Genomic DNA, 12144 nt, shown 5'->3' with positions numbered 1-12144 from the left:
CCGGGACGCCCGTCAGGGGTCCTCCCGCCCGATCCGCGCGATCAGGTGGTCCACGGTGGCCACGAACGCGGCCAGGTCCCCGTCCGGCACACCGGCGAACAGGCGGGCGGCGCCCTGGTCGTACTCGGCGCGCAGCCCGCGCATGGTCGCCCGGCCCTTGTCGGTCAGCGTCACCAGCGTCGCCCGGCGGTCCCCGGGGTGCGGGCCGCGCGCCACGAACCCGTCGGCCTCCAGCGCGTCCACCAGGCCGGTCACGTTCCGCGGCGTCACCCCGATCGCGGTGGCCAGCGCCCGCTGCGTCATCGGCCCGCCGCCGTGCAGGTTCCACAGCACCGTGGCCCGCGCCCGCGACAGCCCCCGCGCGGCCAGCCCCCGTTCCATGTACCGGTGCGTCACGACCGCCAGGGTGAACAGCTTCTCCAGCGCGTGACCGCTCTCCCCGGAATCCATATCGGATTCATTGTGAAGTCGCTTCACTATGTCGTAGCCTCCTTGCTTGGAGGGTAGTGCCCGCTCCGGGCCCGCCACGACCCCGCGGAGGCGCGACGATGAACGCGACCACCAACGCCACCCGGCGGCGGCATCGGCTGTTCGCCCGCTGCTACGGCCGTCTCAGCCCGGCCATGGAGCAGGGCGTCGCCGAGCACCGCCGGACCCTCCTGCGGGCCGCCGCCGGGCACGTGCTGGAGGTCGGCGCCGGGGCCGGCGCCAACTTCGCCCACTACCCCGCCGGGGTCACCCGGGTCCTGGCCGTGGAACCCGAACCCCACCTGCGCCGCCTGGCCGGCGCCGCCGCCCGCGAGGCCCCCGTCCCCGTCCAGGTCGTCGACGGTGTCGCCGAACGCCTGGAGGTCCCCGACGAGAGTTTCGACGCCGTCGTGGCCTGCCTGGTGCTGTGCTCGGTGGGCGACCGGCACGCCGCGCTGGCCGAGATGTTCCGCGTTCTGCGCCCCGGAGGCAGGCTGCACTTCTTCGAGCACGTCCCCGCCCAGAGCCCGGGTCTGCGCCGCGTGCAGCGGGTCCTGGACGCCACCGTCTGGCCCCTGCTCAACGGCGGGTGCCACCTGGCCCCCGACACCCAGGCCGCCATCCGGCGCGCCGGGTTCCGCTACGACCGGCTCCACCACCTCAACTGGCCCGACACCCGGCCCCCGCTTCCCCCCTCTCCCCACATCCTGGGCGTCGCCACCCGCCCCCACCACGTGTGACCGCCCTCCGCGGCGGACGGCCGCGGGAGCCGTCAGGGGTGACGGTCGTGGGGAGAGGCGGCAAGCGGTACGAGCACCTGCTCACCCGTTTCCGTGGTGGCGCCCGCCCTGGTCGCGGTGGTCCGGCGGCCTTGCCGGACGCGGCGTTCGAGGGCGCCGGCGGCCCGGGTGAGCACCAGGTTGATCGCGATGAAGAGGAGGGCCACGACGGTGAGGGTGGCGATGGTGTTGGCGCCGTAGTTGGCGGTGATCACCCGGGTCTGCTGGAGGAGCTCACCGAAGCCGAGCATCTCCCCGCCCAGGGCGGTGTCCTTGACCAGCACCACCAGTTGCGCGACCAGCGCCGGGAGCATCGCGGTGATCGCCTGCGGGAGCAGGATCCGCGTCATCACCTGGTGCTCGCGCAGGCCGAGGGAGTAGGCCGCGTCGCTCTGGCCCTGGGGCAGGGCCAGGATCCCGGCCCGGATGATCTCGGTGAGGACCGCGGCGTTGAACAGCGCCAGCGCGCTCACCACCGCCACCAGCGGCCGCCGCTCGGGCGGAAGGGGGGTGAACAGGGCGTAGGCCTGATTGCACAGCAGCATCAGCATCAGCACCGGGACCGCCCGCAGCACATCGACCAGGACTCCGACGGGGCCGGCGATCCAGCGGCGCCGCGACAGCCGCGCAGTGGCCAGCGACACCCCCAGCGGCAACGCGGCCAGCATCGCCAGCGCGGCGGCGGTGAGGGTGTTGCCCAGGCCGGGCAGCAGGAACTCGGTCCACACCCGCGCGTCGTCGACGAACGGCCGCCATTTCTGCGCGGTGAGCTGGTTCCTGCCGGCCAGTGCCGCCAGAACCCACCAGCCCGAGGACCTGGGTGAAGCTCATGCCCAGGGCGCGGGCGGCCTCGGCCTGCCCGGCGGGCACGCTGTTGATCCCGGCGCGCAGGGACTCGCACACGAACGTGGCGGTGTAGGCGGCCAGCCCCAGCACCGCCGGCCGGAACCCGGCCTGCTTGGCGGTCTCGCCCGCCCAGGGTCACCCCCAGGGTCTGGTGCAACCCCAGCGAGGCGGCCACGATGATCACGGTCAGCGGCGTGTCGCGCAGCACCGTCACATAGACCGCCGCGAACGCCCGCATGGAGGGCACCGGGCCGACCCGCAGCCAGGCCAGCACGGTCCCCCACACCAGCGACCCGGCGGCGGAGTAGACCGCCAGCCGCAGCGTCACCCCGAACGCGGCCAGGAGGTCATAGGCCCCCAGGTCGAGGAACTCCGTCACGGTCGCCACCGCGGACGCGCTCAGCCGGTCTCGGTGATCGGCGGAGGCGGCTCGTACCGGTATCCGGCGGGGCCGAAATGGCGTTCGGCGAACCGCCGCCAGGAGCCGTCCCTGGTCATCCGCGCCAACGCCTCGTTGACCTTCCGGCGCAGCCCGGCCCTGCCCTTCCTGATCCCGATGCCGTAGCGCTCGTCGCTGAGCCTGAGCCCGACCAGGCGGAACTTGCCCCGGTGCTGGGGCTGGGCGGTGAAACCGGCCAGGTTGGCGTCGTCGTTGGTCATCGCGTCGACCGCCTTGTTCTCCAGCCCGGTCAGGCACTCGGTGATGGTGCGGAACTCCCGCAGGTCGGCCCTGGGCGCCAGGCGACGCTTCACGTTCTGCGCCGAGGTGGACCCGGTCGTGGAGCACAGCTTCCTGGAGTTCAGGTCGGTCGCCGAGGTGACGGAGGCGTCGTCGGCGCGCACCAGCAGATCCTGGTGGGCCAGGAAGCAGGGACCGGCGAAGTCGACCTTCTGCTTGCGCTGGGGGGGTGATGGTGTAGGTGGCCACCACCAGGTCCACGTCCCCGCGCACCAGCAGGTTCTCCCGTTCGGCCGACACCGCCTCCTTCCAGGTAATGCCGCCGGGCCTGACCCCGAGCCGCCCGGCGACGTAGCTGGCCACGTCGATGCCGAAGCCCACGAAGCGCCCGTCGGGCCCCTTCAGCGCCAGCCCCGGCTGGTCGTACCGCACCCCGATGACGATCCTGCCCTCGGCCAGCCGGTCACCCCCGAACCACCGCAGGCGCTGGTGCCTCCTGCCGCCATCAGGCACAACGTGACGAGCCCCGCACCATTCCAGCCGGACAGCCGCACGACTCTCTCCCTCACCGAGGGGATTCGACAGAGAAACTGACAAACATGGCGACCCCGGTCAAGGGGAGCCCCGGGAGAGACGGGAGCCCGGTCGCTTCAGGCTCGGCCCAGGTCCTTGTGGTAGATGACGTAATCGCAGGGCACGGCCAGCAGCGCCGCCAGCTCCGGGTACTGCTCCTCGATGGCGCCGTTGCGGATCACGCGATAGCCGAGGCGCGTGTACCAGGCGTGAAGCGCCCGCTTGCCCGGGTGGGGCCGCCGCGTGGGGACCAGCAGTTCCAGGCGCATGGTGGTCAGCCCGCGTTCCCGGCTCAGCCGCTCGGCGAAGTCGACGAGCCGCCGTCCGATGCCGTGACCGCGATGGGCCGGGTCGGCGGCCAGCATGCCGAACTCCCCGACCCGTTCGTCCAGCGCCTGCACGCGGACGCAGCCGACGATCCGGCCGTCCAGGCGTGCCACGACGATCTCCCCCTGGCGGATCAGCCCGGCGACCTCGGGGGGCGTGGTGCGAGCGGCGCCCGCCCGCCACAGCCCTTCTTCCGCCACGGCGTACACCCGGTTGACCAGTGCGGCCACCTCCGCCGCCACCGCGGGGTCGCGTGGGATCTCGACCCTCGGCGACGCCGGTTCCGTCTGTGCGCTCATCTCGCCGCCCTCGCGCGTGTCCGCTTCCGCCCTCCCACGGTGCCGCCCCGGCCGGGGGCCGATCAACGACGTTCCGCTCATGCCAGCGTGAAGCCGCGCTTCACCCTCCAGGGGGCCGGACCGTCTCGCGTGCCACCCGGGCGAAGGCGTGGATCGCCCTGGTCTCCGCGCCCGCCCGCCACACCAGGGCGCTCCGGGCCGGTGGCAGGCCCCGGAGAGGAACGTAGGTCACCCCGGGAAAGGGCATGTACACGGCGGCGGAGGCGACGGTGGGGTGGACCACGGCGCCCCGCGCGACCAGGGTCAGCGCCTCCACCGCGTTGTCCGCCCGACCGCGCCGCGCGATCGGGTTCCCGGTGGGGGTGACGCGGGGAACGAGCATGTCACGGGCCGGTGCGGGAAGGCCGGGCCTCTCGATGACGGCGCAGTCCGCCAGATCCTCCAGGTGAGCATGCCCCCGCACGGCCAGCGGTGGCCCGCGCGCACGGCCAGCACCCGGTCCTCACAGGTGAGGACCGGCCCGACGACCATGTCGGGACAGCCGAGCGGCAGCCAGCTCGCCACCGGCTCCAGGTCGCCGCGGCGCAGCTCCTCCAGCCCCCGCGTCACCGAGGGGTCCCTGACCGCCACCCTGCTGCCGGGGTGGCGTTCCTCGTACAACCGGATGATCTCGGCGATCGCGGGTCCTCCGACCAGCTGGCTGTACAACCCCAGCCGCAGCTCGCCGGTCACCCCGCCCGCCGCGCTCCGCGCCTCCTCGACCACCCGGTTCAGCTCGTCGTGCACCGGCAGCAGCCCGTCGCGCAGGCGCTCGCCCAGCGGGGTGAGCCGGACCCTGCGGCTGGTGCGGTCCACCAGCCGTCCGCCGATCCGGCGTTCCATCGCCTGGAGCGTCTGGCTGACCCGGGTCGGGGACAGGCGGAGCCGCTCCCCCACCCGGCCGAAGTGCAGTTCTTCGGCCAGCACCAGGAACACCTTGGTCTCTCGGACCTCCATGGCCGCCTCCCCGGACGCGCCACCGTCGGACGCGACGCCGTTGTCAGCCCCGGGCTCCAGCCTGCACGGCGATCCCTCGCCCACCTAGGCCATGCGTTAAACCCGTCACATCAGCTAATGAGTTCCCGTAGAAATCATTCACTGGACCGAACGGTTCCGGCCCGGCCATAGTGATCACATGACTTCCGCTCCCACCATCGAGCTGGACCCGCGACTCGTGCGGGTCCTGGACGCCCCCGTCTTCGCCACGGTGGCCACCATCAACCCCGACGGCACCCCGCAGCAGTCCGTGGTCTGGATCGGGCGCGACGGCTCCGACCCGCTGTTCGTCGCCGCCGCCGACAGCCGCAAGCACAAGAACCTGAGCCGCGACCCCCGCGTGAGCGTGCTGGTCAACCCGCCCGAGGCCCCCTACACCAGCGCCGTGCTCAAGGGCGTCGCGACGCTGGAGCCGACCGGCGGACGGCAGCTCCTCGACCGGCTGTCGTTCAAGTACCACGGCCGTGGCTACCGGGACGCCCACCCCGAGTCCGCCGCCGACCTGGGCGAGCTGGTCACGGTGCGCGTCACCGTCAACAAGATCGTCAGCAACGTCTGAACCGCGTCCGGCGAAGGAGCACACGACCATGGACAACGGCACCATCCCGGAGTCGACCGACCTCGGCCGGCGCGCGCACCGGCGGCTGCGGACCGAGCCCGTCGTCTGGCTGACCACCGTCGGCCGGGACGGCACGCCCCAGCCCAACCCCGTCTGGTTCGTCTGGGAGGACGACGCCGAGGGCGGCGCCCTCCTGACCTACACCCAGGCCGACGCGCACCGGCTCGCCCACATCCGGCGCAACCCCCGGGTCTCCCTCCACTTCGACTCCGACGGCCAGGGCGGGGACATCATCGTGCTCACCGGCCACGCGCAGATCCTCGCCGACCATCCCGCCGCCTCCGAGCACCCGCCCTACCTGGACAAGTACCGGGAGGGCATCGCACGGCTGAGCGGCACCCCCGAGGCGTTCGCCGCCCGCTACTCCGTCCCCGTGCGCATCCGCCCTACCAGGCTCCGGGGCTTCTGACCGAACCCACCGCCACGCCGGCCGTCAGCCCCGGGCGGGTCCGGTCACCGTGCCGGGTCCGCCTCGGCCCTGGCGGTGAACAGCTCGCGGACCGCCGGGACCGAACGCAGCAGTTCCAGCGCCATGTCGGCGTGCCCGGGCACGTAGCCGTTGCCGATCAGCATCGTCACGTCGGCGGCCAGGCCCTCGGCGCCCAGCGCGGCGGCCGAGAACGAGGTCGCCATCGAGAAGAACACCACCGTGCCGCCCGGCGCGGTCGCCAGGATCGCCCCGTGCTCGCAGCCGGGAACGTCCACGCACACCACCGTCACGTCGGCGGGCTCCCCCAGCGCGGCGGCGACCGCGATCGGGTCGCGGGCGTCGGCGCGCACCACCCGGTCGGCCAGGCCCGTGGCGGCCAGCCGGGTCTCCTCCTCGGCGGTCGGCACCAGGCCGATCACGCGGCGCGCTCCGGCGCGGCGGGCGGCGGCCAGCGACAGCGACCCGCTCTTGCCCGCCGCGCCCAGCACCGCCACCACCGGGTCGGCCAGGCCGCCCACCACGCGGTGGGTCAGCGCGGGCGCGCCGCACACGTCCATCACCGACAGGGCGAGGGGCACCGGCAGGTCGTCCGGGAGCACCGCGGCGATGGAACGGGCGAACAGGATCGCGTGCCCGTCGCAGGGCACCTGCTCGGAACGGCCGTCCCAGCGCGCCAGCCCGTCCTCGATCCGCAGCGGGGTCAGCGTCAGCGACACCAGCGTGGCGATCCGGTCCCCCGGCTTCAGGCCCAGCGGCGAGTCGGGGCCGACCTCCTCGACGGTGCCCACCAGCATCCCGCCCGACCCGGTGACCGGGTTGTGCATCTTGCCGCGCTCCCGGATGATCCCGGCGACCTCGCGGCGGATCGCGTCGGGGTCGCCGCCGTGCGCGGTGTGCAGCTGCCGGTAGGAGGCGGCGTCCAGGTTGAGCCGCTCCACCCGCACCCGCACCTCGTCGGCCCCGATCCGCGGATCGGGGTCCAACCGCAGCGCCGCCTGCGGCAGCACCCCCGCCGGCTCCAGCACGCGGTGCAGCCCCACCGCGGTCCCCGCCCCGCCACGACGATCGATCATCCCGCGTCCCGTCCTGACCCTGGTGTCCGATTCGAGACCCGGATATCTTCCGGGTCCACTCTGGTTTAGACGAAATTCTTCCCGTAACGTCGGTCATATACAAGACTTTTGTGATGCCGCATCGCGAGGAGGGGTCAACGATGACCACTGTCCTGCACCCGCAGTCCGGGACGACCCGGCCACGCGCCGACGACCCCGGCCAGCCGTACGCCTACCAGCGGCGCCCCCTGGTGGAGCCGGACTGGCGGCGCTTTCCCGGGTGGCGCGACGTCACCGAGGACGAGTGGCGTTCGGCCCAGTGGCAGCGCGTCCACTGCGTCAAGAACATCCGGCAGCTGCGGCGGGTGATGGGCGACCTGCTCGACGAGGCGTTCTACACCGACCTGGAGCGCGACCAGACCGAGCGCGCCACCATGTCGATGCTGGTGCCGCCGCAGATGCTCAACACCATGGACGTCTCCTCCACCGAGGCGTTCTACGCCGACCCGGTGCGCCGCTACATGATCCCGGTGCTGTCGGACCGCCGCACCGACTGGCCCTCCCACCCCTACGCCGCCCGCGACTCGCTGCACGAGGCCGAGATGTGGGCGGTGGAGGGGCTGACCCACCGCTACCCCACCAAGGTGCTGGCCGAGCTGCTGCCCACCTGCCCCCAGTACTGCGGCCACTGCACCCGCATGGACCTGGTCGGCAACTCCACCCCCACCGTCGACAAGCACAAGTTCACCATCAAGCCCACCGACCGGCACGAGGCGATGCTGGACTACCTGCGCCGCTCCCCCGGCGTGCGCGACGTGGTGGTCTCCGGCGGCGACGTGGCCAACCTGCCCTGGCCCCGCCTGGAGTCGTTCGTGGCGGCGCTGCTGGACATCGACAACATCCGCGACATCCGCCTGGCCTCCAAGGCGCTGATGGGCCTGCCCCAGCACTGGCTGCAGGACGAGGTCCGCGCCGGGATGGAGCGCCTGGCGACCAAGGCCGGCGCGCGCGGCGTGCAGATCGCCATCCACACCCACGTCAACGCCGCCCAGTCGGTGACCCCGCTGGTCGCCGAGGCCGCCCGCGCCATGCTCGCCACCGGCATCCGCGACGTGCGCAACCAGGGCGTGCTGCTGCGCGGCGTCAACGACACCCCCGCCGCGCTGCTGGACCTGTCGTTCGCGCTGCTCGACGAGGCCGGGATCCTGCCCTACTACCTCTACATGTGCGACATGATCCCGGCCAGCGAGCACTGGCGGCTGGCGGTGTGGGAGGCCCAGGAGCTCCAGCACGCGATCATGGGCTACCTGCCGGGGTTCGCCACCCCGCGCATCGTGTGCGACGTGCCCTACGTCGGCAAGCGGTGGGTCCACCAGATCGCCGAGTACGACCGCGAGCGCGGCATCTCCTACTGGACCAAGAACTACCGCACCGGCCTGGAGGCCACCGACCCGGACGCGCTGAACCGGCGCTACGAGTACTACGACCCGATCCACACGCTCCCGGAGGCGGGGCGGGAGTGGTGGGCGCACCGCCCGGAGGCCGGGTGAGCGTCACCGCCCGCGTCCTTTACGTTGTAGATCAATAGTGTTTCCTCCCCTCGACCGGGGGTGGCGGGTCCGGCCTGCGGGCGGGGCCCGCCGTCCGGCCGGGGCTTGACACGCCTGGTGACCGAACTGTCCTACTTCGGTCATGATCGGAACTGTCGCCGGGGCGGGCGGCGACGCAACATGGTGGCGAACACGAGGCCGTTACGGAAAGTCGCCAACATCCGCGAGGAGAACCATGCGCCTTCAACCCGCCGCCGCCGTCGAGGAGGTCCAGAGCCTCGCCGACGGCGTGGCCGACCATCCCGCGCTGGACAACGCCTTCTTCCGGCACTGGATGTCGGGACCGCTCCCCTACCCGCAGGTGGAGGTCTTCGCCCGCGAGTTCCACGCCCGCACCGTCGACGCCATGCTGATGGCGGCGCTGGCCGTCCTGCACGCCGACGACCTCGACGACCGCGTGGAACGTGTCAAGCATCTCTACACCGAGTACGGCAGCGGCGACGCCGCCAAGGCGCACCTGCTCCTGCAGGAGCACATGCTGACCGACCTGCTCGGGCGGTTGCGCGGCGCCCCCTACACCCGCGAGGAGCTGCGCGCCGCCGACCCGCTGCCGGGGACCCGCGCGTTCACCCAGGGCCGCCGCGCGCTGTTCACCGACGACGACCGGCGCGTGGTGCAGGGCGCCCTGCTCGCGCAGGAACTGCTGGCCCACCCCTCGCCGGTGCGGCTGTACGAGGGACTGCGCCACTACCGCGACCTGTACGACGTGGACGGCTTCCACCGGATGAGCGAGTACTTCTACGTGCACATCTGCGAGGCCGCCAAGATCGACCCGGTGCGGGCCGTGCGGTCGGCGGCCGCCGTGTGCCGGGACGGGGCGGACCTGGCGCGGCTGCGCGAGGGCTTCGACGGATTGCTGGACCTGACGGCCGGGTACTGGGACACGGTGTACCGGGCGATGCTGGCCGCCTGACGCCGGCCGCTCCCATATGTCCGGTACCCACCCGGACATATGGGAGCATCTGCGCATGATCGTGGAACGCAGGGTCGAGCTGCGGTTCGGCATGGAGAGCCGGCGGGCCGAGACGCACACCAACCTGTCCGCCGTGCGCCAGGACGGGCGCTGCCTGTGGGTGGCCGGGGACGAGACCGCCACCGTCGAGCGGCTGACCGCCCGGACCGACGCGGCGGGCCGGGTCACCGCCTACGACGACGAACGCTCGGTGGCGCTGGCCGACCTGGTCGAGCTGCCCGCCGGGCGCGACGAGGAGGCCGACATCGAGGGCCTGGCCAGCAGCGACGGCTGGCTGTGGGCGATCGGCTCGCACAGCCTCAAGCGCAAGAAGGTCAAGCCCGGCCAGTCCGACGCCAAGGCCCGCAAGCGGCTGGCCAGCGTCGTGCGCGAGGAGAACCGGTTCATCCTGGTGCGGATGCCGCTGGTCACCGGCGAGGACGGGCTGCCCGAGCCGGTGCGCGCCGACGGCGACCGCACCGCCGCGGTGCTGGGCGGCCGGGGCGACTCCCTCACCGACATGCTCGCCGACGACCCGCACCTGGCGCCGTTCCTGCCGATCCCCAGCAAGGACAACGGCATCGACGTCGAGGGCGTCGCGGCCCAGGGCGACCGGATCTTCGTGGGGCTGCGCGGGCCGGTGCTGCGCGGCTGGGCCGTGGTGATCGAGCTGCGGCTCGGCACCCACCCCCGGGACCCGCACCGGCTGGAGGCGCTGCCGGTCGGCGACGGCGGGCGGCGGTACCGGACCCACTTCCTGGACCTGGGCGGCCTCGGCATCCGCGACCTGTGCCCCGACGGCGACGACCTGCTGGTCCTCACCGGCCCGACCATGGACCTGGACGGCCCGGTGCGGGTGGTGCGCTGGCCCGGCTCGGCCCACCTGGAGGCCCCCGACGTGGTGCCCGCCGACGAGCTGCTGCCGGTGGGCGAGCTGCCCTACGGCGACGGCGACGACCACGCCGAGGGCATCGCGGTCCTGGACGAGGGGAACGGCGCCGGGCCGAGACTCCTGGTCGTCTACGACTCCCCCGCCGAGTCGCGGCACACCGACGGCGGCGGCATCCTCGCCGACGTGGTGTCGTTCGACAAGTGACCACTCCCCGATAAGTGCTTGCTTTCGTCTTCTGCTTGGATGGGCACGCTGTCGGCGAGCCGAAGGGAAGACGAGCATGATCGAGTGGTCGGCTGAGGACCTCATGATCCGCGACGCGGTGCGGGGCTGGATCGACGCGGAGGTCCGGCCGCGGCTGGACGCGCTGGACTCGGGCGAGCTGCCGCCCTACGACCTGCTGCGCGACCTGTTCAAGACGTTCGGCATGGACGAGATGGCGCGGCAGTCGTTCCAGGCCCGCCTCGCCCGCGAACGCGACAGCGGCGAGAAGGGCGGCGCGGAGGCGGACGCCGGCGAGGAGCGGCCCGGCGGCGGCGATCCGGCGATGAGCATGCTGCCGGTGATCGAGCTGTGCAAGGTCGCGCCCGGCCTGGTGTCGGCGATGGGCGTCAGCCTCGGCCTGGCCGCCGGGACCATCATGAAGCGCGGCGACCTGGAGCAGAAGCGGCGCTGGGGGCTGGATCTGCTGACGTTCGACAAGATCGGCGCGTGGGCGATCACCGAGCCGAACTCCGGGTCCGACGCGTTCGGCGGGATGCAGGCCACCGCCCGCCGGGACGGCGACGAGTACGTCCTCAACGGGTCCAAGACGTTCATCACCAACGGCCCCCACGCCGACACGATCGTCTTCTACTGCAAGCTCGACGACGGCCGCGACCCGCGCGACCGCGAGATCCTGACGTTCGTGCTGGACCGCGGCATGCCGGGCCTGGAGCAGTCCCGGCCGCTGCGCAAGATGGGCCTGCACTCCTCCCCCACCGGCGAGCTGTTCCTCAACGACGTGCGCGCCGGGGAGGACCGGCTGCTGAGGTCCGGCTCCGGGAGCGGCAGGGACTCGGCCCGGCAGAACTTCGTCACCGAACGCGCCGGGGTCGCCGCCATGGCCCTCGGCGTCATCGAGGAGTGCCTGCGCCTGTCGGTGGACTACGCCCGGAAGCGCGAGCTGTGGGGGCAGCCCATCGGCGACTTCCAGCTCATCCAGCTCAAGCTGGCCAGGATGGAGGTCGCCCGCCTCAACGTGCAGAACCTGGTGTTCCGCCACATCGAGATGGCCAGGAAGGGCCGCACCCCGACCCTGGCCGAGGCGTCGGCGATGAAGCTGTACGCCGCCCAGGCCGCCTCCGAGGTGGCGATGGAGGCGGTGCAGCTGTTCGGCGGCAACGGCTACATGTCCGAGTACCGGGTCGAGCAGCTGGCCCGCGACGCCAAGTCGTTCCAGATCTACGCGGGCACCGACGAGATCCAGGTGACCCACATCGCCCGCGACCTGCTGTCCCGCTGATCCCCGCGCGGGGCGTCGCGGGCCGCGACGCCCCGGCCCGGTCAGCCCGCCGCGCGTTCGGCCGGCGGGCGGCGGCGCA

Annotated in this window: 13 protein-coding genes and 2 pseudogenes; 7 read left to right on the top strand and 8 right to left on the bottom strand. The window is 72.8% G+C overall.

The window, feature by feature from the left end:
• Positions 1-12: 12 nt before the first annotated feature.
• Positions 13-450, bottom strand: a complete 438-nt coding sequence (locus AKI01S_RS33575) for a MarR family winged helix-turn-helix transcriptional regulator (RefSeq protein ID WP_067826810.1) — start codon at positions 448-450, stop codon at positions 13-15.
• A gap of 98 nt (positions 451-548) precedes the next feature.
• Between AKI01S_RS33575 and AKI01S_RS33570 the strand changes: the two genes are divergently transcribed.
• Positions 549-1208, top strand: a complete 660-nt coding sequence (locus AKI01S_RS33570; RefSeq protein WP_067826808.1) for a class I SAM-dependent methyltransferase — start codon at positions 549-551, stop codon at positions 1206-1208.
• Between the two features lie 32 nt (positions 1209-1240).
• Here AKI01S_RS33570 and AKI01S_RS33565 read toward each other — a convergent pair whose 3' ends face one another.
• The 6 genes and pseudogenes from AKI01S_RS33565 to AKI01S_RS33550 form a co-directional block, all read right to left on the bottom strand.
• A complete protein-coding gene (locus AKI01S_RS33565) occupies positions 1241-1975 on the bottom strand; it encodes an amino acid ABC transporter permease (RefSeq protein ID WP_067826805.1) in 735 nt (244 codons plus the stop codon).
• Between the two features lie 517 nt (positions 1976-2492).
• Positions 2493-2987 (bottom strand): annotated as a pseudogene (locus AKI01S_RS52970) (transporter substrate-binding domain-containing protein); the annotation flags it as partial.
• Positions 2988-3012: 25 nt separating this feature from the next.
• Positions 3013-3204: pseudogene (locus AKI01S_RS54730) on the bottom strand (glutamate-binding protein); the annotation flags it as partial.
• Between the two features lie 218 nt (positions 3205-3422).
• On the bottom strand, positions 3423-3971 hold the full coding sequence (locus AKI01S_RS33555; RefSeq protein WP_084000505.1) for a GNAT family N-acetyltransferase: 549 nt from the start codon (positions 3969-3971) through the stop codon (positions 3423-3425).
• Positions 3972-4071: 100 nt separating this feature from the next.
• On the bottom strand, positions 4072-4287 hold the full coding sequence (locus AKI01S_RS49645) for a type 2 periplasmic-binding domain-containing protein (RefSeq protein ID WP_084000504.1): 216 nt from the start codon (positions 4285-4287) through the stop codon (positions 4072-4074).
• Positions 4275-4967: a LysR family transcriptional regulator gene (locus AKI01S_RS33550; RefSeq protein ID WP_084000503.1), complete on the bottom strand. Its 693-nt coding sequence runs from the start codon at positions 4965-4967 to the stop codon at positions 4275-4277. The genes AKI01S_RS49645 and AKI01S_RS33550 overlap by 13 nt, the downstream gene beginning before the upstream one ends.
• A gap of 178 nt (positions 4968-5145) precedes the next feature.
• Between AKI01S_RS33550 and AKI01S_RS33545 the strand changes: the two genes are divergently transcribed.
• A complete protein-coding gene (locus AKI01S_RS33545; RefSeq protein ID WP_067826802.1) occupies positions 5146-5565 on the top strand; it encodes a PPOX class F420-dependent oxidoreductase in 420 nt (139 codons plus the stop codon).
• A 28-nt stretch (positions 5566-5593) separates the two neighbouring features.
• A complete protein-coding gene (locus tag AKI01S_RS33540) occupies positions 5594-6034 on the top strand; it encodes a TIGR03667 family PPOX class F420-dependent oxidoreductase (RefSeq protein WP_067826800.1) in 441 nt (146 codons plus the stop codon).
• A 44-nt stretch (positions 6035-6078) separates the two neighbouring features.
• Here the strand turns inward: AKI01S_RS33540 and kdd are convergent, their stop codons facing one another.
• The gene (kdd, locus tag AKI01S_RS33535) at positions 6079-7128 is read right to left on the bottom strand and encodes an L-erythro-3,5-diaminohexanoate dehydrogenase (protein WP_218009915.1); all 1050 of its coding nucleotides are present in this window, start codon (positions 7126-7128) and stop codon (positions 6079-6081) included.
• 140 nt (positions 7129-7268) lie between these two features.
• Between kdd and AKI01S_RS33530 the strand changes: the two genes are divergently transcribed.
• From AKI01S_RS33530 to AKI01S_RS33515, 4 genes are all read left to right on the top strand, one after another.
• Positions 7269-8657 carry a KamA family radical SAM protein gene (locus AKI01S_RS33530; protein ID WP_067826794.1) on the top strand — a complete coding sequence of 463 codons (1389 nt, stop codon included), beginning with the start codon at positions 7269-7271 and terminating at the stop codon, positions 8655-8657.
• Between the two features lie 235 nt (positions 8658-8892).
• Positions 8893-9630 (top strand): iron-containing redox enzyme family protein, encoded by a 738-nt coding sequence (locus AKI01S_RS33525; protein WP_067826791.1) that lies wholly within the window; start codon positions 8893-8895, stop codon positions 9628-9630.
• Between the two features lie 55 nt (positions 9631-9685).
• Complete coding sequence (locus AKI01S_RS33520; protein ID WP_067826788.1) at positions 9686-10765, top strand: DUF3616 domain-containing protein; 1080 nt, start codon at positions 9686-9688, stop codon at positions 10763-10765.
• 76 nt (positions 10766-10841) lie between these two features.
• Positions 10842-12065, top strand: coding sequence for an acyl-CoA dehydrogenase family protein (locus AKI01S_RS33515; RefSeq protein WP_067826784.1), 1224 nt, complete (start codon positions 10842-10844; stop codon positions 12063-12065).
• Positions 12066-12144: the final 79 nt, after the last annotated feature.

This window comes from Actinomadura kijaniata NBRC 14229, from assembly GCF_001552175.1.
In the GTDB taxonomy this organism is placed as follows: domain Bacteria; phylum Actinomycetota; class Actinomycetes; order Streptosporangiales; family Streptosporangiaceae; genus Spirillospora; species Spirillospora kijaniata.
The sequence above is the reverse complement of the archived record's forward strand: the minus strand, read 5'-3'. Positions and strand labels throughout refer to the sequence as shown.